This is a genomic window from Streptomyces sp. NPDC088733 (assembly GCF_044751185.1).
Taxonomy (GTDB): domain Bacteria; phylum Actinomycetota; class Actinomycetes; order Streptomycetales; family Streptomycetaceae; genus Actinacidiphila.
Genome location: NZ_JBIVLH010000035.1, coordinates 50,543 through 72,997 on the forward strand (window position 1 = coordinate 50,543; position 22,455 = coordinate 72,997).

The following is a 22,455-nucleotide window of genomic DNA, read 5'->3' on the forward strand; positions in this document are numbered from 1 at the left end:
CACCCCACCGCGCCTCACGCGGAGACGGCGATGGCCACCAGCGGGCGTTCGCGGCCCAGCATCCGGTCGGCGAGGAGCACCGCGCGGTACATGAGGAACCGTTTCCGCATCAGGTTCCGTACGCGAGCGGTGCCGGCCCCGTCGAGGAGCCGGGCCGTGCCCGCGGTGACGGGGGCGCCGACCGGGACCGTGCCGTGCATGGTGCAGGGCGCGAGCGTGACGTGGGGGTTGTTGCGGATGCGCTTGATCTTGCCGGAGTCCGGCGGAGTCAGGGCGTACAGGATGCCGTCGCGGACGACGCAGCCGACAGGGGTGGCGACCGTACGTCCGTCCCTGCGGAGCGTGGTCAGGCTGACGTACTTGCCCCGGCCGATGCGGTCGAGAGCGCGCGCGAAGTCATCGGTCGTGGTGGACACGGGCGCCCTCCGCGCTGGTGGGGCGGGCCAGTTGGTCGATGAGGGCGCGGGCCGTGCGTGCGGCCTGCGCCTCGACCGCTGCCAAGGTGTTCCATGTGCCGGGCAGCATGTCCTGCTGCAGGAACAGGGCGAGTCCGTGGGCGGCGGCGGAGATGCGGACGAGGAGGCCGAACGCTTCCTGCGGGTCGGCGGCGATCCGGCTGGTGACCGGCATCAGGTCGTCGTGGAGGGCGCTGCCCGCCCGGGCCAGTTCGGGGTGGCGGCTCTTGTCGAGGCCGGCCAGGAACGTGATGTCGAAGAGGGCGCGCTCCTCCGCGGCGAAGCGCACGTAGGCGGCGGCGAACGCCGCCAGTTGTTCGGCGGGGTCGGTCCCGGAGGCCAGTGCGGCTCGGTAGCGGCGCTGCTGCTCCTGGTAGCCCTTCAGCGCCAGTGACGCCAGCAGGGCGTCCCGGTCGGCGAAGTGCTTGTAGGGGGCGGACACGCTCACCCCGGCCCTCCGGCACGCCTCGGCGAGGGTGAAGCCGTGCGGGCCGCGTTCTGCCACCAAGGCGAGCGCGGCCTCCTCCAGCGCGTTGCGCAGGTCTCCGTGATGGGTGCCGCTGGGGCGCCTGTTGACTGTCACAGCTCCGAGGTTAACACTATTAACCATGAGGTGAACAGCATTTACCTCATGGCGGTCCCGACCGCTGGGCCGCCCCGGCACCACACGTGGAGACTCCATGCCCCGACCGGCTCCCGCACGCTGGACCGCAGACCGCATACCCGACCAGCGCGGTCGCACCGCGGTCGTCACCGGCGCCAACACCGGCATCGGGTTCCAGATCGCCACGGCGCTCGCGCGGCGCGGCGCCTCCGTGATCCTCGCGGTCCGCGACCCGGACAAGGGCAAGCGGGCCGCGGCCGAGATCACCTCCGCACTGCCCGCCGCGGAGGTGCGTGTGCTGCGCCTGGATCTGGGCTCCCTGGCCTCGGTCCACGATGCCGCCGACGAGTTGCGCGCCAGCCGCTCCCGGATCGATCTGCTGATCAACAACGCCGGCGTGATGTACACCCCGCACGGGACGACCACCGACGGTTTCGAGCTCCAGTTCGGGACCAACCATCTGGGGCACTTCGCGCTCACCGGGCTGCTGCTCGACCTGCTGCCCGCTTCCACCGGCTCGCGCGTCGTCACCCTCAGCAGCGCCGGCCATCGCATGGGAGGTCCCATCGACCTGGCCGATCTCGGCTGGCGGACCCGGCCCTACAACCGGACCGCCGCGTACGGGCATTCCAAGCTGGCCAATCTGCTGTTCACCTACGAACTCCAGCGCAGGCTGCCCCCGGGCGGGCCACTCGCCGTCGCCGCGCATCCCGGCGGCGCCGACACCTCGGGCTCCAAGGACGCGATGACGCATGCGTCCGCTCTCACCCGTACGGCCTTCGCGGCCGTCCGGCCGCTCCTCCTCCAGTCCCCGGCGATGGGGGCGCTGCCCGTCCTGCGTGCCGCGACGGACCCGGGCGTCCAGGGAGGGGAGTTCTACGGCCCGCGCGGATTCCAGCAGAGCAGGGGCTACCCGAAGGCCGTCCGGTCGAGCGGGCCCTCCTACGACACGTCGCTCCAGCGCCGGCTGTGGGCGGTGTCCGAGGAGCTGACCGGGGTCACGTTCCCCGGAACCGGGCTGCCCTCCGCCTGACGCCGGGTCCCCCATGACGCTTCGGGGGACCCGGCGCGGAAGACGGTACGGCGGGACGCTTCGGTCAGCCGGCCAGTTGCGGGTACAGGACGGCGAGGTCGGCGGTCAGACCCGCCTTGACCTGGTGGGAGAGCTCGTCGGCCAGCACCTCGTACGCGTCGGATTCGATCCCGTCCAGCGCCTGCTCCGCGACACTCTCCGGCGACGTCTTCGGGGCGTCGATGTGCGCGGCCAAGTCGGTGTCCACGTAACCGACGTGCAGCCCGGTGACGGTGATGCCGCGCGGCTTCAGCTCCAGACGCAGCGAGTTGGTCTGGGACCACAGCGCCGCCTTGGACGCGCTGTAGGAACCGGCGAGGGCGACCCAGGACAGGACGGAGTGCACGTTGAGCAGGTGACCGCCGCCGTTGGCCTCGATGACCGGGGCGAAGGCCTGGGTCATCAGCAGCGGGCCGTAGAAGTTGGTGTCGAACTCGCGGCGGACGTCGTCCACCGGGGAGGTCAGGAACGAGGCCTCCACGGCCCCGGCGGCGTTGTTGATCAGGATGGTGACGTCCTGCGCCTGTGCCGCTGCGGCGGCCACCGCGGCGGGGTCGGTGAGCTCCAGTGGCAGCGCGACGGCGTCGGGGTGGGTGATGGTGCGGGGGTCGCGGGCGGTGGCGTAGACCTTCTTGGCCCCCCGGGCGTACAGGGCCTCGACCAGGGCCCGGCCGATGCCTCTGCTGCCCCCGGTGACGAGAACAGTCGAACCTGCGATTGCAGTCATGAACGTACTCCCAGCGTGACGACCGACGGCGGAAACCGATCGGTTTCCAACCACCGTAAACCGATCGGTTTCGTCAGGGCAACACAAGGCGTAGGCTCACTCCCATGACGTCCAGCACACCGGCCTCGCCCGCACCCGCCGCGGCGGCGGCCCCGACTCGTGAGCGGCTCCTCGATGCCGCGGCCGTGCTCTTCTACCAAGAGGGCGTCCACATCGGCATCGAGGCGCTGTGCCGGGCGGCCGGGGTCTCCAAGCGGTCGATGTACCAGCTCTTCAGCAGCAAGGACGACGTGCTGGCGGCCAGCCTGGACCGCGCCGGGTCCGACTATCTGAGCCAGGTGCTGCCCGCCCCCGGCACCGACCTGCCGCCACGCGATCGCATCATGCACGTCTTCGACCGGCTCGAGTCGCTGTCGACGTCACCGGAATACCTCGGCTGCCCGTTCCTGGCGACCGCGTTCGAGCTCAAGAACCCCGAACACCCCGCCAGCGTGGTCGCCCGGCGCTACAAGGACGCGCTCACCGACTTCTTCCGCGAGGAGGCGCGACGCGGCGGCGCACACGACCCCGATCTCCTCGCCCGCCAACTCACCGTCGTCTTCGACGGATCCAGCGCCCGCGTCGCGGCCCAGGCCCAGAGTTTGAGCGGGCTGGCCACAGGCACCGCCACGGCCCTCCTCGAGATGGCGGGAATGGACTGACAGCTCGCGGCCCGGTCCACGCTGCCCAGCAGTCGTCCACCCGGCCCGATATTGCCGCGCGCATGACGACGGCCGGATCGGAAATCTCCCTTGTCTTGCCGACGAGAGCATACGGCGGCGGCCCCGCGAAATACCGCGCGATGTTTCCCGCGGCGATCGGACGGAAGTCGCGACGGACATCACCCCTCTCCGGAAAGTGCCGTGCCGAATTCACGACGCCCGGGTCGTCGCACGATAACCAGCCTCTCCCCCGGTCGCCCGCAAGTCCAAGAAATATTTGGTATGGCGACTATGTGCCGAGTTCATGGCAGCGCTGCGGGAACAGCCGGCCCATCACGCCCGGCTCACTGCGGGCGGCCCGGCCGGTACCGCCTGCCACCTGCACCAACGTGGTCCTCGTTCCGGACACGGCCGAACACTGACATCCAGTCCGTGAATTCCGGAGAGTTTTTGAACAGACGCTCAGCGTGTGCGCCTGCCCCACCCCCGACGGTCCGCTCCCAAACGTTCTGCTTGCGATCCCGACGCACAGGTCATATGTTTTTGGTACTCCGGTGATCGCACATCAACAGATGGAATATTCTCCTGGAATTGCCCGTTCCTCGAATTCCGGAACAGGAGCAGAACGTGACTGGTAGCTCTATATCGAGCCGCGGCGTCATCGCGCTGCTGGCGGCCCTCTGTATCGGTGGCGGCGTCACGCAGGCCTCCCGAGCAAGCTCGCCGACCGATTCCCCCACGCAGAGAAAGGAACGCCTGGAACCCGTCGCCGAGTTCGACGGGGCAATGCCCACGGGAGTGACCGTGTCACGCACCGGGCGCGTGTTCGTGAACTTCCCCCACTGGGGCGACAAGGTGCCCTTCTCCGTCGCCGAAGTGCGTGACGGGAAGGCCGTCCCCTACCCGAACCGCGAGATCAACACCGCCGACACGCACGATCCCGCGCACCACTTCCTCGGTGTGCAGAGCGTCGTCGTCGACGCGGCCGACCGGTTGTGGGTGGTGGATACCGGACGCATCCAGTTCGGCAACGCACCCATGGGCGGCCCCAAGCTCGTCGCCATAGACCTGCGCACCAACAAGGTCGTCCGGACCATCCTGCTGCCCCGTCAGGTCGCCGGTCCCCGTAGTTTCGTCAACGACGTCCGGCTCGACCTCAGCCGTGGCAAGGCGGGCACCGCCTACCTCACGGACGCCTCCTCGGACGGCCCCAACGGCCTGATCGTCGTGGATCTGGCGTCGGGGACCTCCTGGCGGCGACTCGACAACGTGCCCTCGGTGCGCCCTGTGCCGGACTTCGTTCCCGTCATCGACGGGAAGCGGATGCTCAACCGGCCGGCACACGGCCCCACCAGCCCCATCAACATCGGGTCGGACGGCATCGCTCTCAGCCCGGACGGCAAGACCCTCTACTACTGCCCCCTTTCCAGCCGCACGTTGTACTCCGTGCCGACCAGCGGCCTGACCGACCGCCGGGTACCGGATTCCCAGATCGCGAAGACCGTGCGCGATCTCGGCAAGAAGGGGATGTCGGACGGGCTGGAGACGGACAGTGCGGGCCGCGTGTACGGGGGCGACATCGAGCACAACTCGCTCGTGTTCCGCGACACCGACGGGCGCTTCCGCACCCTGGTCCACGACAAGCGGCTGATCTGGCCCGACACGTTGTCGATCGGCTACGACCGGAACCTCTACGTGATGGCCAATCAGCTCAACCGGCAGGCGGCCTACAACGCCGGCGTCGACCTCCGGCGCAAGCCGTACGTGCTGTACCGGATCCCGGTCGACGGTGGACCCGCTCGGCGGTAGCAGGCGGGCGCGGGCGGAGCCGGGGCGGCCGGCGCGGGATCAGCGGGCCGCCCACGCCTCCACCGCGGTCGTCACCGGCGCCCCGGTGAGCGCCGACTCCTCTACGGCCAGGGCCAGCAGATGGTCCTGGCAGCCCTCGGCCAGCGGATACGGTTCGGGACCGGCGTCCCGGACCCAGGCGCCGGTGCGGCACAGGAGGTCCACCACGGCGAGGTCGTCCTCGGACAGGCTCGCGCCCAGATAGTCGTTGCGCCACACCACGCGTCCGTCGAACGAGATGTGGTGCACCTCCGCCCCTTCGAGGTTGAGGTCGGTGCCGGTGCGACGGCGCAGCAGCGGGGACTCCACGGGCGTGCGCGGATCGGCCATCCGCACCACGGTGTCGTCCACGATCTCGCCGAGCGAGCCGCGCACCACGATCCGGCGGGCGCGCAACGGATTCCACCACTGGTTGTCCGTGAAGTCGTACAGGCCCGTACGGGCGCCGCCGAAGTCCAGGAGGGCGAGGGTGGTGACGGCGTCCTTGGGCGTGAGGTCGTCCGACCAGCCGCCGGGGGACAGCGGGTCGGCGAGCGGTGCGGTGAAGGCCCGGGCCGTCACCGTCGCGGGCCCGCAGCCGACGCCCAGCGTGTGCCGGATCAGCGACATCGCGTGGTACATGTGGGTCGAGGACACCTGGACGGACGTGACCTCGCCGATGACCCCTTCTCGTACGAGGGCGATACGGGCGGCGTGGCCGGGCATCAGTGTGTACTGCTCCGCGACCTGGACGAGTGCGCCGCCGCCGGCGCGTGTCGCTCCCCCCACGGCATCCCACAGCCGCCGAAGCCCGTCCGCGTCGGGCGCGGGCGGTGTCTCCGCGAGGACCGGCAGGCCGTGCTCGACGAGTTCGCGCACGACCTGGGGCGAGACCTCCCACGGGACGGACGGGATCACGAACTCCGGTTCGCGCCCGCACAGTTCGTCGATCGTCCGGAAGGCGGGCACTCCCCACTCGGCCTCCACCTTGGCGGCCCGTTCGGCCGAGCGCGTCACCACGCCGGCCACCGCCAGCCGTTCGGGCAGCGCCTTCGCCAGCCGGACGAAGAACTCGGCCCGCCAGCCACTGCCCACGATGCCGAACCGTATGGGTGCTGCGCTCACCTGTCCGCTCCTTCCCGCGTCCGGGGCGCGAGTCTAACCCGGCGGCCTGTGCCGCGCGCCGCCGCGAGGGCATCCGGCTGGACGAGGTCCTCAAGGCGGCCGCCGAGGAGCGGGCCGAGCGCCGCGGCCTGAGCTCGCAGGGGTACCTGGCCGACTTGATCGAGGCCGACGGGTACCAGTCACGCGCCTTCATGGCCGGCGCCTCGGCGTTCCTGGCCGCGTACACGGAGGAGGGACGCCGCGTGAATCTGCGCATCGATCGCGCCTGGATCCTGGCGGTGGCACAGCGGATCCCGAGTGATCCCCCGGTCGTCGACCACGGCGTGCCGGTCGCGGCGGAAGCACACCACCGGGCGGAGACCTCGACCACGAGGTCCACCCCGAGGCCCGTCACAAAGCCGCGGCACCGCTGTGCGAATCGGCGCGAAACCCCGGCCTGGAGGTGCGGAACCTGCTCTTCGCGGCCACGCTGACCGCGGCCCACCTGTGGGCGTGCGGCCTGCCGGTCAGCCCTACCTGGACGAGCTGACTCCCGTCCGCTCACCGGTTGTGGGGACGATGCCGCAGAGGGTGGTTGACCCGGCGACGGGAGCCTAGATTGAAATGTCCACAACCAGCGAGGGGGCGGCATGAGGCGCACGGAGGCAGCCAGGCGGTTAGGGGGGTTCGTGCGGGAGCACCGTACCGACGGTGCGCGGCGCCTGCGGCAGGCGGGGATCTGCCTGGCGGTCGGGACCGTCGGCGCGGCGTTCGGGATTCCGGTGGCGGTCGCATCGGTGGGCACCACCGAGGGGGCTCCGGAACTGGCAGGGTTGCTGCTCGGGGTCGGCCTGGCGGGGTGGGGTCTGGGGATCTGGCGCCTGGTGCAGGCGTTTCGTACCCGGGAGCAGTGCTTCGACGTCCACGAGCGGGGGTTCACCTATCGCGTGGCAGGCACCGCCACCCTCGTCCCCTGGGAGGACGTCGCCCGGGTCGGCACGTCCGGCGGTGACGACCGGCCGCTTGCCGAAGCCCGGGGCATGGGTTCGACGTGCGAGATCCAGCTGCACAGCGGACGCCGGATCCGCGTCGACACCTTTACCGAGGACATGCACGACCTGGCCGCGGTGATCCACCGTGCGGTCCACCTGGGGCAGTTCCCCCAAGGCCGCGGGCACACAGGCCGATAGAGCGCCGTCGCGCGGCGGCAGGGCGGCCGGATCCGACGGTACGGGCGGGCTGCCGACGGCCCGGCCGCTCAACCTCAGTGCGGCGAAGCGCAGTTCGCCTCCGCCTGCACTCAACCGAGCGCATGCGGTCGGCACTTGTCGGTGGAAACGTGATCTTCCTCACCGCTGATCAGGTATAGGTCCGCGAGGAGCTGTGCGTAGGATCATGACGCTCCACCGATGCGGATAGAGCGCCCCGGCGCTCTTGTGAGCGTATTTCGCGCCACCTGTTCGGGTCCGGAGCCGCGAGCGATCAATTCGGGCCCTCCGAGTGCGGGTGCGTCGCTCATCCCCCATTTTCCCCCGTCTTGGGCCCTGCCTGGAACCCCTTCCCGCGCCCGGTTCCAGACGGCTGCATTCCGCATTTGAGGTTCTATTGAGGTTCCGATTCTTGTTCCCGCCGCCCAGCGCCCATGACCTGTGACAACACACATCCTCCCGGCAACCGGACGTCCATCGGCTGCTCACTGTGCGGCAATACCCGGGCGACAGATTGAGATGCCGACGCGCTCAGGACGTTGATACAGTCCGGAACGGGGTCGGAATGAAATGACCGGGGGTGTCGAAATGCGCCTTGTGAGCACTTGCGAGTTTCTCTATGTTACCGCCGCGTCATTTTCGGGATCCCGCCCGCGGAACCACGCGCAGTGGCCGGCCATCGGAAAACACGCCCACCGTGGCGCTATTTCACAACGCATTACGGAGGGTCTGACGTCATGCTAGTGGAACGAAATGGACAGATCGCAAGCCTGGTCGCGTTCGCATCCGGTCGGAGCTCCGGAACGGCCTTCGGGTCCGACCGGACAGCGGTGATCAGCGGGCCGGTGGCGTCCGGGAAGACGGCACTGCTCCACCGCGTCCTGGAGGACCGCGCGGTCGCGGAGCACAGGCTGCTCACCGCTGTCGGCTCACCCGCGGAACACTCGATACCGTTCGGCGTGATGGAGCAGTTGCTCCGCGATCCGAGGGAACCCGAACCTGGTTCCCTGCCGCCCTTACTGGCCGACGCGTCGGGGATGGGCGGCACGCGTTCGAGCGGGGAACCGGTGGCGACCGAGGTCCTGCAGTGCTTCAACGCCGAACTGGGCAGGCTGTCCGCGCGAGGACCCGTCCTGATCGCCCTGGACGATGTCCAGTACGCCGACGCCGAGTCCCTGCAAGTCCTGTCGTACGCGCTGCGCCGGTTCCCCTCGTCGGGCCCGGGGGCCGTGTCGGCGATCGTGACCATCGGTGCCGACACACGCCGCAGACCGCCCGGCACGCTGATGGAACTCCTGCACCCGATGCGGGGGTTGCACGTGCGGGTCGGCCCGCTGGGCGTCGCCGGGGTGGAGCGGCTGCTCGCCGCGCGGGCGCACGGAGGCGAGCCGGGCGAGGGCCCTGTCGGCACCGCGGCCACCGGCCGGCTGGCCGGTGCGGTGCACGCGGCCACCGGCGGCAATCCGCTGCTCGTCCACGGCATGGTCGAGGACCACTTCTCCCACGAACGCCCGCCGGCTCAGCCCGGCGACGGCGCCGCGGACGGGTCACCCGCCGCGGGCGAGCGGTTCCTCCGCAGCGCGCTGCTGATCGTCCACCGCGTCGGGGCCGACGGCCTGCGTGTCGCCCAGGGGATCGCCCTGCTGGGCGGCGTGACCCCGCTGCCGCTGCTGGCCCGGCTGGTGGAGGTCGAGGAGAGGGCGGTCCTGCAGGTGGTGTCCGCCCTGGACGACGCGGGCGTCCTGGACGACGGCCGCTTCCGGCACCCCGGCGTGCGGACGGCGGTCGTGGAGAGCCTGGACGACGACGGGGTGACGCGGCTGCGCCGGCGTGCCGCCCGCCTGCTGTACGAGGACGGCGCTCCGCCGCTGCTCGTCGCGGAGCAGTTGCTGGGGCACGCCACGTCACCACCCGACGAGGAGTGGGCGCCGCAGGTGCTGGTGGACGCCGCCCGTGAGGCGATGGCCGCCGGGCGGGTGGACCTCGCGGTGAGCTGCCTGCGCATGGCCGAGGGCTGCTGCCGGAGCGAACGCGAGCGTGCGCAGGTGCGGATCTCCCTGGCCAGGTTCATCTGGCGGGTCACGCCCTCCGCGTGGCCGCGGCAGGTCCGTTCCCTCACCGGGACGGTCCGCGCCGGTCAGCTGCCGGCGGCCGACACCCTGCGGCTCGTGGGCGACCTGCTGTGGAACGGCTGGACGGACGACGCGGTCATGGCGATGCGGCACGCGGCCGCCGGGGAGGCGTCCCAGCCCGACGCCGAACTCGCGGCGGAAGTACGGTGGTTGCGTTCCATCCTGGCGAGCACGTTCCCCGGCGTCCTGGAGCGGGCCGACGAGACGCTCGCCCCTCTGCACGACAGCGCTGCGCACGTCCCGGTGTCTCGGCCGGACGAGAGCCGGCTGGCGGCGGCAGCGGCGCTGCACGACGCGCTCGCCGACGACCCCGCCGGGGGCGGGACATCGCCGGTGCGGGAGGACGGCCGCCTCTCCGACACCGCCGACCGGATCCTCGCCGCACTCCGTCTGACGGAGGAGACCGAGCCGACGGTGCAGTCCTGCCTGCTCGCTCTCGTCTTCGCCGACCAGTTGGGGACGGCGATGCAGTGGGCCGACCGGCTGCTGGCGGAGGTCACGGCCCGCTGGCCCGCGAGTTCGACGGCGATCCTGCGGACCGTCCGGGCGCACATGGCCCTGCGTCAGGGCCACTTGACGCAGGCGCGGCAGTTGGTCGAGGAGGCCCTGGAGGACCTGCCCCCGCACTGCTGGGGCGTGGGCATCGGCGCCCCGCTGTCGGTCCTGATCGAGGCGAGCACCGCGATGGGCGACCACGAGGTCGCAGCCGAGATCGTGGGCCGGCCGGTGCCCGAGGAGATGTTCGCGAGCCGCTACGGGGTGCAGTACCTGTACGCGCGGGGCCGGCACGAACTGGAGACGGGCCGTCCGCACGCCGCCCTGCGGGACTTCTCCACGTGCGGCCGCCTGATGAGGCGCTGGGGCATGGACCGCGCCACGCTGGCGCCCTGGCGCGTCGGGGTCGCGGAGGCATGGCTCGCGCTGGGGAGCCGCGATCAGGTGGAGCACTTCGCGCGGGAGCAGCTCGCCCGTGACGCCGGTCCTCGGGTCCGCGGGACGGCGCTGCGCGTGCTGGCGGCGGCGCGGCCCGTCGGCGAGCGGGTGCCCCTGCTCTCGGAGGCGGTCTCGCTCCTCCAGTCGAACGGCGACCGCTACGAGTTGTCGCGCTCCCTGAGCGATCTGGGGCAGGCCCACAAGCAGCTGGGCGACCCGGTCCAGAGCAAGTTGCACATCCGCAGGGCGCTGCGGATCGCCGAGAGCTGCGGCGCCGACAAACTGCGTCAGTCCCTGCAGTCCGAGCAGCCGGGCCAGGCATCGCCGAAGGCGCCCGAGCGGGCACTGCCGCCGGCGACGGCGGCGGCCGCGGCACTGACGGACGCCGAACGCAGGGTGGCCTCACTGGCCGCACAGGGTTACACCAACCGGGAGATCGGGGCGAAGCTCTTCATCACGGTGAGCACCGTCGAACAGCATCTGACCCGCGTGTACCGGAAGATCAACATCTCTCACCGCAGGGACCTGCCCGTCAGTTTGGACCTCGATGTCGCCCATATCGCCTGACCCCGCCGTATCCCGCACCCCCCTCTCGACGGGAGGGGCGCCGCCTCCCGGCCCGAGGCTGCTCGCCGTCAGCGACCTGCATGTCGGCATGGCCGACAACCGGCCGATCACGGAGTCGCTGCGGCCTACCCACGACGACGACTGGCTGATCGTGGCCGGTGACGTCGGCGAGCTCACCGAGGACATCGCGTGGGCCCTCGGTCTGCTGGCCGGACGGTTCGCGAAGGTCGTGTGGGCGCCCGGCAACCACGAGTTGTGGACTCCGCGCGAGGACGCGGTGCAGCTGCGGGGCGAGGAGCGCTACCGGTACCTGGTGGAGATGTGCCGGGGGCTCGGCGTGCTCACCCCGGAGGACGACTGGCCGCTGTGGGAGGGGCCCGGCGGGCCGGTGCGGGTGGCGCCGCTGTTCCTGCTCTACGACTACACGTTCCGGGTGAAGGGCACGTCGACCAAGGAGGAGTCGCTGGCCCGGGCGCACGAGGCGGGTGTGGTGTGCACGGACGAGTACCTGCTCCACCCCGACCCCTACCGCGGCCGTGACGACTGGTGCCGTGCCCGGGTGGCCGAGACCCGGCGGCGGCTGGCCGCGCAGGACCCGTCGGTGCCGCTGGTGCTGGTCAACCACTTCCCGCTGGTGCGCCAGCCCACGGACGTGCTGTGGCACCCGGAGTTCGCCCAGTGGTGCGGCACCGTGCTGACCGCCGACTGGCACCGCAGGTTCACCACCGCCGCCGTGGTCTACGGGCATCTGCACATTCCGCGGACCACCTGGTACGACGGGGTGCGGTTCGAGGAGGTGTCGATCGGCTATCCGCGCGAGTGGCGGCGGCGCGGCCACCCCAAGGGGCTGCTGCGGCAGATCCTGCCGTACACAGGTCAGGAGCCGAAGGCGGCCGCGACCATCGGAGTGCGGGAGGGGCGGTCATGATCGAGGCACTGCTGCCCGGGGCGGCCACCAGCGAGGTCTTCGGGCCCGACGGCTCCGCGGCGCTGTACCCCGAGGAGGCCGCGGTCGTCGCGCGGGCAGTGGACCGGCGCCGCGAGGAGTTCGCCACGGTGCGGGCCTGCGCCCGGCGTGCCCTGGCCGCCCTCGGGATGCCGCCGGTCCCCGTGCTGCCCGGTGTGCGCAACGTCCCGCAGTGGCCGGCCGGGGTCGTCGGCAGTATGACCCACTGCGAGGGCTACCGGGCGGCGGCACTGGCCCGGGACACCGATCTGGCGATGATCGGCATCGACGCCGAGCCGGACCTGCCGCTGCCCGGCGGTGTGCTGGAGTCGATCGCGCTGCCGGGCGAACTGGCCTGGGCCCGTGGCGGCGGGGCCGTGCCGCGGTTCAGCCGCGACCGGCTGCTGTTCAGCGCGAAGGAGGCCGTCTACAAGACCTGGTACCCGCTCATGGGCACCGAACTGGACTTCGACGACGCCGACATCGCGTTCCAGGAGGACGGCGCGGCCGCCCGGCCGCAGGGCACGTTCTCGGCACGCATCCTGCGCCCGCGGCGCGCTCCCGACGGCCGGCTCGTCGAGCGCTTCGCCGGCAGCTGGCTCGCGGACCGGGGACTGGTCGTCACGGCCATCGGCTTCCCCGCCGCTCTCGGCGCGGCGAAGCCGGAAACCCGTGCGGGCACGGTCGGTTACCAGGGTCCATAGGGGTTGTTGCCCCGACTCCCGCCGAAATAGCGTCATTGCCTGGCGCGACTGCGCAGCCGCGGGCCGCGGCGCCCCGAACCCGGGGCCCGCGGCGCGGCGCTGCGATCCCCGGCTCCCGCTCGACTGGTCTCCGGTTTCCTGGAAGCGCCGTGGAATCGGCCCGAGAGGTATTCCCGATGACGTCAGTCAGCCCGGCCCCCGTCACCATGCTCGTGCCGGACTTCCCGTTCTCGTACGACGGCTGGCTCCGCCATCCGGCCGGGCTCGGCACCCTCCCGCCGGAGCGCCTGGGGTCCCCCGTGGCCGTGGTCGGCGGGGGGATGGCGGGCATGACCGCGGCGTACGAGCTGATGCGGCTGGGGCTGCGCCCCGTCGTGTACGAGGCGGAGCAGATCGGCGGGCGCATGCGCTCGGTGCCGTTCCCCGGGCAGCCGGACCGCGTGGCGGAGATGGGGGCGATGCGTTTCCCGCTCTCCGCCCGGTCCCTGTTCCACTACGTCGACCTGCTGGGGCTGCACACCACCCCGTTCCCCAATCCGCTGGCACCGAGCACGCCGAGCACGCTGATCCACCTCATGGGCGAGCGGCACCGGGCGCGGGTGGCCGACGACCTCCCGGACGTGTACGTGCAGGTGGCGTCCGCGTGGGAGAAGGCGCTGCAAGAGCGGGCCGAACTCGCCACGATGCGGGACGCCGTCCAGCGGCGCGACACCGAGACCCTGAAGCGGGTGTGGAACCGGCTGGTCCGGGAGTTCGACGACCAGTCCTTCTACGGTTTCCTCGCGACCAGTTCGGCGTTCCAGTCGTTCCGGCACCGGGAGATCTTCGGCCAGGTGGGTTTCGGCACCGGCGGCTGGGACACCGATTTCCCCAATTCGCTGCTGGAGATCCTGCGGGTGGTCTACACCGAGGCCGACGACAACCAGGTCGCCATCACCGGCGGCTCCCAGCGGCTGCCGTACGGCCTGTGGGAGCACCGGCCGGAGCAGTGCGCGCACTGGCCGGCGGGGACGTCGCTCGCGTCCCTGCACGGCGGTTCGGCCCGGCCGCGGGTGCGCTCGGTCGTCCGGGACGGCGACGGCTTCCGCGTCACCGACGCCTCCGGGCACGGCGAGCGGTTCGACGCGGTGGTGTACACCCCGCACCTGTGGACCCTGCTGAACCGGGTGGAGTGCGACCCGGCGCTGCTGACCGCGCCGCTGTGGACCGCGGTGGAACGCACCCACTACATGGGTGCCTCCAAGCTGTTCGTGCTGACCGACCGGCCGTTCTGGCACGACCTGGACCCGCTCACCGGCGAGCCGGTGATGAGCATGACGCTGACGGACCGCATGCCGCGCGGGGTCTACCTCTTCGACGACGGCCCGGACCGCCCGGGGGTGATGTGCCTGTCGTACACGTGGAACGACGACTCGCTGAAGATGGCCACGCTGGACCCGGGCGAGCGGCTGGACGTCCTGCTGGACAAGCTCGCCCTCGTCTACCCCGGGCTCGACATCCGCTCCCATGTCGTGGGCGACCCGCTCACGATCACGTGGGAGACCGAGCCGCACTTCATGGGCGCGTTCAAGGCGAACCTGCCGGGTCACTACCGCTACCAGCGGCGGCTGTTCACCCAGTTCATGCAGCGCGGTCTGCCCGCCGCGGAGCGCGGCTTCTTCCTGTGCGGCGACGACGTCTCCTGGACGGCGGGTTTCGCCGAGGGCGCGGTCACCACGGCGCTGAACGCGGTGTGGGGCGTCATGGAGCACCTGGGCGGCGCCACGCGTCCGGAGAATCCCGGCCCCGGGGACCTCTTCGAGGCGCTCGCGCCCCTCGATCTGCCCTACGACTGCTGAGGTCCGGGATTCTCCGCCGCGGACGCCGTGCCGCGACGGTTCTATGCGGCGACCGTGCCCGCCAGGGCCGCCGTGCCCTCGGCGCAGGACGCGCGCAGCGCCTCCAGTTGGGCGGGGTCCAGCCGGTCCGCGGAGCCGCGGCGGCCGTCGCCGTCGAGGAGTCGGGCGGCGGCCTCCAGCCAGTCGGGGCGGGCCTCGACGCCGATGAAGGCCGCCAGGCGGGTCAGCTCCTCGCGCGGCTCCGCCAGGAGGTGCTCGTAGGAGAGCGACGTGCGGATGCCGGCGGGGAGTTCCTCCAGGTTCCGCACACCGTCGACGATCCAGCGCGACCACATGTCGCCGAAGACGGGGAGCGGGATCGGCCGGTCCATGATGAGGGCGGGGTCGTACGTGCCCGTCAGCAGCGGGGCCAGGTCGGGCGGGATCTGGGCGAAGTGCTCCGCGGTCAGCTCGTACGGGGAGTCCACGCCGCACCGTTCCGCGATCTCCAGCATCATCGGGATCATGCGGAAGGCGATGTGCCGGCTCATGGACAGGGCGCAGTCGGGACCGCTGCGGTACAGGTGCACGAAGCGCGCCTGCGGGAAGAGGGCGTGCAGCCGGCCGACGTTGCCCAGGGAGAGCCCGGATCGTTCGACGACGGCGCCGGTGGCGCCGAACCGGTCGGCGAGCACGGAGAAGAAGGCCTGCCATTGCAGCGGCGCGGGACGGGCGGGCCACGCGCTGATCCGCGGCTCCAGCTCGTCCAGCAGCCCGTCGGGGTCGTCCGTGAGGTGCGGCAGGACCATCATGCTGATGGCGGGGATGCCGGTGGTCGCGGCGGAGTAGCGCCACTCGGGGTGGCGGTTGTAGAGGAACTCCGACGGCGGGGCACCGTTGCGGACCAGGGTGTCGCTGACCCAGTTGGGTGTGGTCAGAAGGGTCCAGAACTCGGTACCGCTCAGCGGCTCTTCGGTGAGCGCCACCGGGTCGGTGACGCTGGCGAAGAGCTCGTTGAGACTGAGGATGTCCGGGTGCAGGTTCACCACCGCGGACAGCGCTGTGGAACCACAGCGTCCGGTTCCGACGACAAAAGTCAGCTTATCGGGCATCAGCCGACTCACCTTTCGTTTCTTGCCGTTCCCCGCCGCCACCGAAGGGGGCGGGGAACGCTTTCTCACTCGGCGGCCATCCGCGCGAGCTGCTTCTTGTCGGGCTTGCCGTTGCGGTTCAGCGGGAACTGCTCCAGCACGACGACCCGGTTGGGCTGCTCGAAGGCGGGCAGCAGCGAGCACAGCCGCTCCCGCCAGTAGCCGGCGTCCCGCTGCTCCTCGTCCTCGACGAAGAAGACCAGCTGGGAGCCGCGCAGTTCGTCGGGGAGCGGCACGATCCGGGTGGGGCAGCCCTCGGCCGCCACCTTCCGCTCGATCAGCTCGGGGTAGAGCGTGTAGCCCATGCGGTGGACGGCGAACTTGCGTCCCAGGACGTGGAGGTTGCCGCCGTCGTCAAGGTGGCCGAGGTCCCCGGTGCGCTGCCATCCCGTGGGGTTGGGGATCACGGAACCGTCGTCGGCGATCTGGCCCTCCAGCGCGTCGGGGGTGTCGACCTCGATCTCGCCGGGCTGTCCCGCGGCCACTTCCCGGCCGTCCTCGTCGACGATCCTCAGCCGGATGCCGTCCATGGCGCGACCGCAGGCGACGGGGTTGTCGAGGGTGGCGAAGGAGATGTTGCCCAGCTCGGTGGAGCCGTAGCTGTCCAGCAGCGGGAGGCCGAACTCCTCGACGTAGCCCGCCACGAGGGGGGCGTCCAGCGGCGCCGCGCCGACGCAGAACATCCGGGTGCCGGCGACGTGTTCGCGCAGCGCCGGCTTGCGGGTCACCAGGCTCAGGATGCTGCGGTAGCTGGAGGGGGTGGCGTCGATGACGGTGACCCCGGCGTCACGCCCCATGCGCAGGGCCCGGTCCAGCCGCCGGTAGGGCGCGATGACCAGGGAGCAGCGGGTGAGGTAGGCGATGAGCACCATCGACAGCCCGTACTGGTGGGCGAAGGGCAGCAGCGGCATCAGGACGTCGTCCGGGCGGTGGCCGACCTGCTCGGCGTTGCGGCGCAGGTTGCGCAGGAACTTGGCGCCGGACTTGACCACGCCCTTGGGCGAGCCGGTCGAGCCGGAGGTCCACATGATCAGGCCGTCGGGCAGTTCGCCCCAGGCGTCGAAGGACAGGGTGCCCGGCACGGAGGGCAGGCCCGCCGTGGCGACCATCAGCTCGTACAGGTAGACGGGGTCGGCTCCCTGGTCGATGGGGGTCTCGTCGTCGACGATGGTGACCTTGACCCCGGTGCGCAGGGCGATCCGCCGGGTCTCCTCGACGTGCTCCTGCTGGTCGACGAGGACGATGGAGGCGCCGACCTCCATCAGCGCGTAGAGGACGCAGATCCAGCTCGCCGAGTTGCCGGCCTTCAGCATGACGCGGTCGCCGAGGCCGATCCCGTGTTCCCGGAGCACATCGGCCACGCGGAGGGCGTCCTGCTCGAACTCCTCGACGGGCCGTACCGAGTCTGCTGCAAAGATCATCGCGGTCATCGGTGGCACTGAGTCCTTCCTCTGGGCCGAACGTGGCCGGTGCTGACGTGGTCTGCGCGGAGCCGACGGCGGGTCCGGAGCCGTTCACAGGGGGGTGGATCGCGGGGGTGCGCGCCGCGCTGCGCGGAGGTGCTGTCGGTCCCGTCCCGTGGACGCGGTTCTCCACCCGTCACGCTAGGGACCAGGGCACATCGCGGGGTACCCCTGTTCCGCCCCCTACGGCCCCTGCTTCGGCGCGGTGCGGTCCGGCTCGGGTCCGTGGAGCGAGATGAGCTGGTCGTGCACGAGGTTGACGACCTCGCGGCGGTGCGAGTCGAGGTAGCCGGGCGCGCCGGGGAAGACCTCCAGGTCGAACGGCCCGGCCGTGCAGCGCCGCCAGGCCCGTACGCCGGGCAGCGGCGCCTGCGGGTCGTGGTCCCCCGTCAGGGCGACGACGCGGCACTGGAGGGCGGGCGGCCCCAGGAATCCGCGGTGGCCGGGGCCGGGACGGCCGGACACGAAGAGCGTCAGCGGCCCGGTGTCGGTCTCCCGCTCCAGCCGCTGTGCGACGCCGTAGGCGAGTTCGGCCCCCAGCCGGTGGCCGAACAGGGCCAGCGGGCGGTCCGTCCATTCGCGCACCGCGTCGTAGATCTTGTCGGCGAGGCCGGGACAGGGCGCGGCGTGCTCCGCCTGGCCCGGCTCCGCCAGCGGGTACTGGACGATGAGCAACTCGACAGTGGGCAGCAGGAGTTCGGACATGGCGAGGTAGCAGACCGAGGAGTTCCCCGCGTCGGGGAAGCAGACCAGCCGGTACCGGCTCGGGACGGCCGGCTGCTCGATCCGGATGAGCACGACGTCGTCGAACGCGACGTCCGTGACGGCACGGAGGCGGCCGCCGGCCCCGGACGTCATCCCTCGGCCGGTCCCGCCCCGGCCGCCCCGCGCGCGGAGCCGTCACCGTCCCCTTCGCCACGCTCACCGGCGGGGCTCGTGCACGCCGTGACACCCAGGCCCCGGTCGTACAGCCACCGCAGGGCGTCGGACAGTTCGGCGCCGCCCGCGGCCGAGGGCTCGATCGCCTCCACGGCCGTGTGGAGTGCGGAGGTGAAGAAGTACACGTCCCAGGACGACGGACCCGGGGTCCGGTCCGCCATGATCTGCGCGGCGGGCCGCCGGATCCGGAACTCCTCCAGGGGCTCCACGATCCCGCCGGGCGGGAAGGCGCCGCCCGCGCACAGCACGAAGTCGTCGTCGGCCAGCCACTCCCGGGCGCTGCGCACGGCACCGACCGTGCCCGCCTGCCGGGACTGCCCGGGCAGGTAGGTGATGCTGATGCCGAAGCGGGAACCGTCCCCCGCCTCTGCCTTGACGCCGTCGTCCGGGCCGGCGACGACGACACCCACGTCCACGACGCCCGCGTCGGCGATGCCGCGCAGGACCTGCCGGAGGACCGGTCCGTTCGCCGGCACGACGAGTGCCTTCACGGGGTCTCCTTGCCCGGGGGAAGTGTGCGGAGGGCTGTGGCGCCGGTCGCGCGCGGCACCGCCCGCCCCGGTGACCCGGGGCCCGCGGGAAGGACCGCACAGGCGCGACCCACCGGAAATTCATTTCCGGAGATGCAATTCGGCGCGATCACGCCGCGATGCTAGAGGGATTCCTGAGCGGGCCGCAACACTACTTTCCTCAATGTTTGCCGACGCGACCGGAAAAGCAATGCGGGAAAGGGCGGGACAGCCCCTATTCCCCCCTTACCATTCCCAGCCGCCCCCTAGATCGACAGGGAATCGGGGTGCGGCGAAAACCCTTGTGCTAGACAGGATGCGCACCATCCATGTCCTCTTCAGTCGGCGCTCGACGCGCGGCCGGTCACACGACATTCCCGTGCGAATCCCCGGACTGCCGTTGCCGCGTCCCGCACGATTCGTAGGCGTCAATGACATCACATCAGACCACGGATTCCGCCGTAGTGGTGGACGGGCTGGTCAAGAAATACCCGGGACGCGACCGGCCCGCGGTGGACGGCTTGAGCTTCTCGGTGGGCCGGGGCGAGGTCTTCGGTTTCCTCGGGCCGAACGGAGCGGGGAAGACGACGACCATCGGCGTCCTGACGACGCGGGTCGCCCCCACGGCGGGCCGGGCGTTCGTCCAGGGCGTCGACGTCGCGGCCCACCCGGCGCGGGCGCGCCGCGCCTTCGCCGTCGTGCCGCAGCGCAACAACCTCGACCGGTCCCTGAACCTGCGCCAGAACCTCGTCTTCCACGCCGGTTACCACGGCATGAGCCGCTCCGAACGCAACCGGCTCGCCGACGAGTGCCTGGAGTGGGTCGGCCTGGCCGACCGCCGCAAGGCCCGCGGCGACGAGCTGTCCGGCGGCCAGGCCCAGCGGGTGATGATCGCCCGGGCCCTGATGCACCGCCCGGACGTGCTGTTCCTCGACGAGCCGTCCACCGGGCTCGACCCGCAGGCACGCCTGTTCATCCACGAGCGCATCGCGGAGCTGAGCGCGCGGGGCGTGACCACCGTGCTCACGACCCACGACATGGACGAGGCCGCCAAGCTCTGCGACCGCGTCGGCATCGTCGACCACGGCCGGCTGCTCGCCCTCGACACCCCGCAGGCGCTGCTGAAGAGCCTGAGCAGCACCGCGCTCACGGTCACCGTGCAGCCCGCGCAGCCGGGGGCGGAGAGCGTCACGCGCCTGCTGGAGGGCATCGAGACGGTCGAGCGGGTCGAGGTGGTGCAGAACGAGGAGGACGCCGCGGAGCAGCCCGACGCGCAGCCCCCGGTCCGCCTGCGCATCTACAGCGACGCCCCGTCGGGCTCGGTACTGCCGACGGTCATCACCGCCCTGGCGGAAGCCAGTTGCGACATCAAGGACCTGAGTGTGGGCACCGCCACCCTCGAGGACGTCTTCATCGATCTGACCGGCCGGGAGCTGCGATGACCACGACCACCGCCCCCGACCCCGTCGCCGGCTTCCCCGAGGAGCTGCGGCCCGAGCGCACCGGCGTGCGCACGGCGACCCGCACGTTCTTCTTCATCCTCTGGCGGGACATCTTCGTCACCGGCCGCGAACTGGGCATCTTCCTCGCGCAGGTGCTCGTGGAACCTCTCTTCATCCTCTTCGTCTTCGGCAAGGTGCTGGGCGATCTCGGCTTCACCGGGGGCGGGTTCCAGCAGGTCCTGCTGCCGGGCGTCGTCGCGCTGAACAGCTTCCTGGTCAGCCTGCAGAACACGGCACTGCCCCTGGTCATCGACTTCTCCTGGACCAAGGAGATCGAGGACCGGCTGCTCGCGCCGATCCCGACGACGCTGGTCGCGGTGGAGAAGATGGTCTTCGGCGCGCTGCGCGGCCTCGTCGCCTCCCTGGTGATGATCCCGATCGGCATGCTGGTCCTGGACGACGTCTCCTGGCCGCTGGACACCTTCCTGCCGACCCTGGGCGTGCTGCTCCTGGGCGCGCTCGCCGGAAGCACGGTGGGGCTGACCATCGGCACCCTCGCCCCGGCCCGCCACATCAGCGTGGTCTTCGCCGTCACGCTGACCCCGCTGATGTTCACCGGCTGCACCCAGTTCCCGTGGCGGGCTCTGACGGACCTGCGGTGGTACCAGGTGCTGTGCACCCTCAACCCGCTGACGTACGTCAGTGAGGGCATCCGCGACCTGATGCTGCCGGCCGGCGGCCCCGCCTCGATCCCGCTGTGGGTGGACCTGAGCGCGCTGGCCGCGGCGATCGTGCTCTTCGGGACGATCGGCATCCTGGGCTTCCGGCGGCGGGCGCAGGACTGATCCGGCGCCGCCGGTCCGCGTTCCGCCTGCTTCGTCCTCCGTATTCCGCACCTCCCAGGGCCTCGTGGACCGGGCCGCGCGCACCGCGCGCGGCCGGGTGCGCGGGGCCGCTTTCGTCAGGCACGTCCGGCACGCACGGCGAAAAGCGGCCCCTTGTCCGACGCCCTTTCCCGACCCGCTCCAGACGTACACCGACCATGACCGGGCGACCGGCCGGCGGCAAAGGCATTCACATCATGAGCAATTCACAGCCGACTCCCGAGAACGACATCACCGCCCTTTCCCGGCAGCCGCATTCCGGTGACGGCGCGGAGCGGACCCGCACAGCCGTCGTGTTTCCCGGCATGGGGCCCTCTTCCTTCTCCGACATCGGGAAGTTCCTGCTGCTGGACCCCTACGCACGCCAGCGGCTCGCCGAGGCGGACGAAGCGCTCGGCTACTCGCTCTTCGACCGTTTCCGGGCCACGGAGGACGATTACTCCACCTATTCGCAGATCGCTTTCCTGATCGCCTCGATGGCCATGGCGGACCGGGCGGTGGACGGACTCGGCCACTCCCCCGACGTCTGCGCCGGACCGAGCTTCGGCCAGAAGGCCGCCGCGGCCTTCACCGGCTCGCTGTCCTTCGCGGACGTCGTACGGCTCACCGCGGAGTGCGCCCGCTGCGAGGAGGAGTACTTCGCCGGCGCCTACCAGGACGTCGTCACCCACTGCTTCGTCCGCGTGCCGCAGGAGCCGTTCGACGCGATCCTCGCGGAATTCGACGACCGCGGCGCCTGGTACGACATCTCCGGACGGCTCGACAGCGGGTTCCACATGCTGTCGGTGCAGGAGAAGGAGCTCGACGGGCTCAAGGCGGCCATCAGCGCCGCGGGCGGCTACTCCATGTACGCGATGCGGCCGCCGGTCCATGCCGCGTCGTTCTCGGAGCTGCGCCGCAAGGCCGAGGCGGAGGTGTTCGCGGCGTACGACTTCGCCGACCCCGCGCTTCCCGTGGTGCACGACGTGGACGGCACGGTCGTCCGCGACGCCGCCGGGATGCGCGCAATGATGCTGGACACCTTCGACCGGCCGATCCACTGGCCGAACGTGGTGGCGGGTCTCCAGGGCCTCGGTGTCGGCACGGTGTGCGTCACAGGGCCCGACAACCTCTTCCACCGGCTCGACCTCACGAAGGACTCCTTCGAGGTCGTGACGGTGGGGCTGCCGAAGAAGCGCCCCCGGGAGCGGGAACGGGAGCGCCGCGGCGCGTGACACGGCGCCGAACGGCGGAGGGCCGGGCCCCACCCGAGTGGTGGGGCCCGGCCCTC

General features: G+C 71.3%; 20 protein-coding genes. 12 read left to right on the plus strand and 8 right to left on the minus strand.

Translation table 11 applies throughout. The features are described 5' to 3' along the window. Window positions 1–14: 14 nt before the first annotated feature. The gene (locus ACIP64_RS37910) at window positions 15–416 is read right to left on the minus strand and encodes a PPOX class F420-dependent oxidoreductase (RefSeq protein ID WP_401596413.1); all 402 of its coding nucleotides are present in this window, start codon (window positions 414–416) and stop codon (window positions 15–17) included. Beyond that, entirely contained in the window at window positions 397–1,038 is a 642-nt protein-coding gene (locus ACIP64_RS37915) for a TetR/AcrR family transcriptional regulator (protein WP_401596416.1), read from the minus strand. The genes ACIP64_RS37910 and ACIP64_RS37915 overlap by 20 nt, the downstream gene beginning before the upstream one ends. A gap of 97 nt (window positions 1,039–1,135) precedes the next feature. Here ACIP64_RS37915 and ACIP64_RS37920 point away from each other — a divergent pair, with 97 nt between their 5' ends. Beyond that, on the plus strand, window positions 1,136–2,092 hold the full coding sequence (locus ACIP64_RS37920) for an oxidoreductase (RefSeq protein WP_401596419.1): 957 nt from the start codon (window positions 1,136–1,138) through the stop codon (window positions 2,090–2,092). Window positions 2,093–2,156: 64 nt separating this feature from the next. Here ACIP64_RS37920 and ACIP64_RS37925 read toward each other — a convergent pair whose 3' ends face one another. Beyond that, window positions 2,157–2,858 carry an SDR family oxidoreductase gene (locus tag ACIP64_RS37925; RefSeq protein WP_401596422.1) on the minus strand — a complete coding sequence of 234 codons (702 nt, stop codon included), beginning with the start codon at window positions 2,856–2,858 and terminating at the stop codon, window positions 2,157–2,159. Between the two features lie 104 nt (window positions 2,859–2,962). On the opposite strand from ACIP64_RS37925, the gene ACIP64_RS37930 reads away from it, so the two are divergent. Together ACIP64_RS37930 and ACIP64_RS37935 are read left to right on the plus strand one after the other, a co-directional pair. Beyond that, entirely contained in the window at window positions 2,963–3,559 is a 597-nt protein-coding gene (locus ACIP64_RS37930; protein WP_401596424.1) for a TetR/AcrR family transcriptional regulator, read from the plus strand. Window positions 3,560–4,363: 804 nt separating this feature from the next. After that, window positions 4,364–5,368, plus strand: coding sequence for an L-dopachrome tautomerase-related protein (locus ACIP64_RS37935; protein ID WP_401596427.1), 1,005 nt, complete (start codon window positions 4,364–4,366; stop codon window positions 5,366–5,368). 39 nt (window positions 5,369–5,407) lie between these two features. On the opposite strand, the gene ACIP64_RS37940 is transcribed toward ACIP64_RS37935, so the two are convergent. Next, on the minus strand, window positions 5,408–6,511 hold the full coding sequence (locus tag ACIP64_RS37940; protein ID WP_401596430.1) for a Gfo/Idh/MocA family protein: 1,104 nt from the start codon (window positions 6,509–6,511) through the stop codon (window positions 5,408–5,410). Between ACIP64_RS37940 and ACIP64_RS37945 the strand changes: the two genes are divergently transcribed. The 6 genes from ACIP64_RS37945 (at window position 6,499) to ACIP64_RS37970 (ending at window position 14,818) form a co-directional block, all read left to right on the plus strand. Then, window positions 6,499–6,984, plus strand: a complete 486-nt coding sequence (locus ACIP64_RS37945) for a hypothetical protein (RefSeq protein WP_401596433.1) — start codon at window positions 6,499–6,501, stop codon at window positions 6,982–6,984. The two genes, ACIP64_RS37940 and ACIP64_RS37945, sit on opposite strands and share 13 nt — an antisense overlap. Before the next feature lie 195 nt (window positions 6,985–7,179). Then, a complete protein-coding gene (locus tag ACIP64_RS37950; RefSeq protein ID WP_401596436.1) occupies window positions 7,180–7,680 on the plus strand; it encodes a hypothetical protein in 501 nt (166 codons plus the stop codon). Between the two features lie 755 nt (window positions 7,681–8,435). Then, window positions 8,436–11,330 carry an AAA family ATPase gene (locus tag ACIP64_RS37955; protein ID WP_401596439.1) on the plus strand — a complete coding sequence of 965 codons (2,895 nt, stop codon included), beginning with the start codon at window positions 8,436–8,438 and terminating at the stop codon, window positions 11,328–11,330. After that, entirely contained in the window at window positions 11,311–12,258 is a 948-nt protein-coding gene (locus tag ACIP64_RS37960; RefSeq protein ID WP_401596441.1) for a metallophosphoesterase family protein, read from the plus strand. Before ACIP64_RS37955 ends, ACIP64_RS37960 begins: the two co-directional genes overlap by 20 nt. Next, a complete protein-coding gene (locus ACIP64_RS37965) occupies window positions 12,255–12,980 on the plus strand; it encodes a 4'-phosphopantetheinyl transferase (protein WP_401596444.1) in 726 nt (241 codons plus the stop codon). The genes ACIP64_RS37960 and ACIP64_RS37965 overlap by 4 nt, the downstream gene beginning before the upstream one ends. Window positions 12,981–13,156: 176 nt before the next feature. Further along, window positions 13,157–14,818, plus strand: a complete 1,662-nt coding sequence (locus ACIP64_RS37970) for a flavin monoamine oxidase family protein (RefSeq protein ID WP_401596447.1) — start codon at window positions 13,157–13,159, stop codon at window positions 14,816–14,818. Between the two features lie 41 nt (window positions 14,819–14,859). Here the strand turns inward: ACIP64_RS37970 and ACIP64_RS37975 are convergent, their stop codons facing one another. The 4 genes from ACIP64_RS37975 to ACIP64_RS37990 form a co-directional block, all read right to left on the minus strand. Next, on the minus strand, window positions 14,860–15,909 hold the full coding sequence (locus ACIP64_RS37975; protein WP_401596450.1) for a sulfotransferase: 1,050 nt from the start codon (window positions 15,907–15,909) through the stop codon (window positions 14,860–14,862). Between the two features lie 65 nt (window positions 15,910–15,974). Next, a complete protein-coding gene (locus tag ACIP64_RS37980) occupies window positions 15,975–17,378 on the minus strand; it encodes a class I adenylate-forming enzyme family protein (RefSeq protein ID WP_401596453.1) in 1,404 nt (467 codons plus the stop codon). Between the two features lie 216 nt (window positions 17,379–17,594). Beyond that, window positions 17,595–18,269, minus strand: a complete 675-nt coding sequence (locus ACIP64_RS37985) for a thioesterase II family protein (RefSeq protein WP_401596456.1) — start codon at window positions 18,267–18,269, stop codon at window positions 17,595–17,597. Beyond that, window positions 18,266–18,841 (minus strand): hypothetical protein, encoded by a 576-nt coding sequence (locus tag ACIP64_RS37990; RefSeq protein WP_401596459.1) that lies wholly within the window; start codon window positions 18,839–18,841, stop codon window positions 18,266–18,268. The genes ACIP64_RS37985 and ACIP64_RS37990 overlap by 4 nt, the downstream gene beginning before the upstream one ends. 449 nt (window positions 18,842–19,290) lie before the next feature. Between ACIP64_RS37990 and ACIP64_RS37995 the strand changes: the two genes are divergently transcribed. From ACIP64_RS37995 to ACIP64_RS38005, 3 genes are all read left to right on the plus strand, one after another. After that, window positions 19,291–20,301 carry an ABC transporter ATP-binding protein gene (locus tag ACIP64_RS37995; protein ID WP_401596461.1) on the plus strand — a complete coding sequence of 337 codons (1,011 nt, stop codon included), beginning with the start codon at window positions 19,291–19,293 and terminating at the stop codon, window positions 20,299–20,301. Next, on the plus strand, window positions 20,298–21,146 hold the full coding sequence (locus tag ACIP64_RS38000; protein ID WP_401596464.1) for an ABC transporter permease: 849 nt from the start codon (window positions 20,298–20,300) through the stop codon (window positions 21,144–21,146). Before ACIP64_RS37995 ends, ACIP64_RS38000 begins: the two co-directional genes overlap by 4 nt. Window positions 21,147–21,382: 236 nt before the next feature. Further along, a complete protein-coding gene (locus tag ACIP64_RS38005) occupies window positions 21,383–22,399 on the plus strand; it encodes an ACP S-malonyltransferase (RefSeq protein ID WP_401596466.1) in 1,017 nt (338 codons plus the stop codon). Window positions 22,400–22,455 lie beyond the last annotated feature (56 nt).

What these genes read in the sequence shown, in the direction of transcription:
- ACIP64_RS37975 (WP_401596450.1), bottom strand. Translation starts at nt 15,909, where the DNA reads ATGCCCGATAAGCTGACTTTTGTCGTCGGAACCGGACGCTGTGGTTCC.
- ACIP64_RS37920 (WP_401596419.1), top strand. Translation starts at nt 1,136, where the DNA reads ATGCCCCGACCGGCTCCCGCACGCTGGACCGCAGACCGCATACCCGAC.
- ACIP64_RS37995 (WP_401596461.1), top strand. Translation starts at nt 19,291, where the DNA reads ATGACATCACATCAGACCACGGATTCCGCCGTAGTGGTGGACGGGCTG.
- ACIP64_RS37960 (WP_401596441.1), top strand. Translation starts at nt 11,311, where the DNA reads ATGTCGCCCATATCGCCTGACCCCGCCGTATCCCGCACCCCCCTCTCG.
- ACIP64_RS37925 (WP_401596422.1), bottom strand. Translation starts at nt 2,858, where the DNA reads ATGACTGCAATCGCAGGTTCGACTGTTCTCGTCACCGGGGGCAGCAGA.
- ACIP64_RS38000 (WP_401596464.1), top strand. Translation starts at nt 20,298, where the DNA reads ATGACCACGACCACCGCCCCCGACCCCGTCGCCGGCTTCCCCGAGGAG.
- ACIP64_RS37955 (WP_401596439.1), top strand. Translation starts at nt 8,436, where the DNA reads ATGCTAGTGGAACGAAATGGACAGATCGCAAGCCTGGTCGCGTTCGCA.
- ACIP64_RS37980 (WP_401596453.1), bottom strand. Translation starts at nt 17,378, where the DNA reads ATGACCGCGATGATCTTTGCAGCAGACTCGGTACGGCCCGTCGAGGAG.
- ACIP64_RS37965 (WP_401596444.1), top strand. Translation starts at nt 12,255, where the DNA reads ATGATCGAGGCACTGCTGCCCGGGGCGGCCACCAGCGAGGTCTTCGGG.
- ACIP64_RS37985 (WP_401596456.1), bottom strand. Translation starts at nt 18,269, where the DNA reads ATGACGTCCGGGGCCGGCGGCCGCCTCCGTGCCGTCACGGACGTCGCG.
- ACIP64_RS37930 (WP_401596424.1), top strand. Translation starts at nt 2,963, where the DNA reads ATGACGTCCAGCACACCGGCCTCGCCCGCACCCGCCGCGGCGGCGGCC.
- ACIP64_RS37970 (WP_401596447.1), top strand. Translation starts at nt 13,157, where the DNA reads ATGACGTCAGTCAGCCCGGCCCCCGTCACCATGCTCGTGCCGGACTTC.
- ACIP64_RS38005 (WP_401596466.1), top strand. Translation starts at nt 21,383, where the DNA reads ATGAGCAATTCACAGCCGACTCCCGAGAACGACATCACCGCCCTTTCC.